Annotated in this window: 2 protein-coding genes; both read right to left on the bottom strand. The window is 68.3% G+C overall.

Annotated features, from left to right (window positions below; genetic code table 11):
- Positions 1 to 49 precede the first annotated feature (49 nt).
- Positions 50 to 607, bottom strand: a complete 558-nt coding sequence (locus OC610_RS26840) for a vWA domain-containing protein (RefSeq protein WP_332880486.1) — start codon at positions 605 to 607, stop codon at positions 50 to 52.
- Positions 608 to 708: 101 nt separating this feature from the next.
- Complete coding sequence (locus OC610_RS26845) at positions 709 to 1716, bottom strand: ATP-binding protein (RefSeq protein WP_264432293.1); 1008 nt, start codon at positions 1714 to 1716, stop codon at positions 709 to 711.
- Positions 1717 to 1806: the final 90 nt, after the last annotated feature.

Consider the following 1806-nt stretch of genomic DNA (forward strand, 5'->3'; position numbering starts at 1 on the left):
TGTGGGAGCGAGCTTGCTCGCGATAGGGCCCAGACAGCCACAGCACATTTCAAGTGCCTTCATCGATATGCCGATACTCAGCCCCCAACTGCCCCGCCAATTGCCGCGCCCGGCCCAGGCGAATCGGGCCGCGCTCGATGTCGATCAGCAGACTGGGGCAATCAAGGGGCGGCAGGGAGTGTCCTTCCTTCACCCGGCCATCGGTCATCAGCAGCACTCGCTGTCGCTCCGCCGGGAAGCGCTTGCGCCGGGCGGCCAGCCAGCGCTGCGACTCGCCGATCGCCGCCAGCAACGGCGTGCCGCCGCCGGCACCCAGCGCGTCGAGCCAGTGGCCCAGGCCGGTGGAGGCCTTGAGCCCCTGCACTTGCCAGGTCGGTGCGGCGCCGCTGGCGGTCAACAACGCCAGCCGCGCGCGTTGCCGGTAGGCGTCGTCGAACAATTGCGCGAGCAGGCCCTTGCCGTCGCTCAAGGCCCGATGGCGACGGGTCGAGGCCGACGCATCGACGATCACCAGCCACAGCTCATGGGCCGAACGCTGCCGCCATTTGAAACGCAAGTCGGCAAGCAAGCGCGGACGCCCATTGAGCAAGGAACCCGGCCAGTCCACCAGGCCAGCGGTCGCCGCTTTGCTCCGTCCCTGGCGGCCCAGGTCGAGTCGCCCGGCGCGGGGTCTGGCATTCGCCCCCGCTGGCGAACGGGGACGAATGCCTAGGGCTTTTTTGGCCAGCTCGGCACATCACGCCGGGCGCCGGTCGGCAATGCCCGAGGCGGCAGGTCGCCCCATTGACCCTGGCCTTCGCTGGGTTGGCTGGGTTCATTCGGGTTCGAGGGTGGCGCCTGGGTTGGCGCGGGGGCCGGGGTGGCCTGGTCGCGGCGGCGATGACGCAAGGCAAATTCGGCAACGGCGTCGATGTCTTCATCGGCGATGGCTTGCGCGCCACGCCACGCGGCATGGGCGCGGGCAGCCCGCAGCCAGACCAGGTCGGCGCGCAACCCATCGACCCCGGCGGCAAAACAACGCTCGGTGATCTGCCCCAGCGCCGTGTCATCCAGGGGGATCTGGGCCAAGCCGGCGCGGGCCTGTTCGCAGCGCTCACGCAACCGTTGCTGGGCGGGTTCCCACTCGGCGCAAAACGCCGACGGATCGCTGTCGAAATCCAGCCGCCGACGGATAATCTGCCCGCGCTCGGCCGGGGCGGTATGGCCGTCCAGGGCCACGTTGAGGCCGAAGCGGTCGAGCAGTTGCGGACGCAGCTCACCTTCTTCCGGGTTCATCGTGCCGATCAACACGAAACGCGCCGGATGCCGATGGGAGATGCCATCGCGCTCGATCAGGTTGGTACCGCTGGCGGCGACGTCGAGCAGCAGGTCCACCAGATGATCCGGCAGCAGGTTCACTTCATCGACATACAACACGCCGCCGTCGGCCTTGGCTAGCACACCGGGGGAAAACTGCGCGCGCCCTTCCCCCAACGCCGCGCCCAGGTCGAGGGTGCCCACCAGGCGTTCTTCGGTGGCGCCAAGCGGCAAGGTCACGAACTGGCCGCTGGCCAACAAATCCGCCAGGCCCCGGGCCAGGGTGGACTTGGCCATCCCGCGCGGACCTTCGATCAACACGCCGCCGATCTTCGGATCGATCGCTGCCAGGCACAGGGCCAGTTTCAGCGCATCGGCGCCGACCACGGCGGCGAGGGGGAAATGTGGGGTGTCGGTCATATGAGATATCTCACCAATGTAAGGAGCTCCCCTGTGGCGAGGGAGCTTGCTCCCGCTGGGCCGCGAAAAATGTGTAGGAGCTGCCGAGTG

The organism is Pseudomonas agronomica (assembly GCF_025917275.1).
GTDB classification, from domain to species: domain Bacteria; phylum Pseudomonadota; class Gammaproteobacteria; order Pseudomonadales; family Pseudomonadaceae; genus Aquipseudomonas; species Aquipseudomonas agronomica.

What these genes read in the sequence shown, in the direction of transcription:
- OC610_RS26845 (WP_264432293.1), bottom strand. Translation starts at nt 1,716, where the DNA reads ATGACCGACACCCCACATTTCCCCCTCGCCGCCGTGGTCGGCGCCGAT.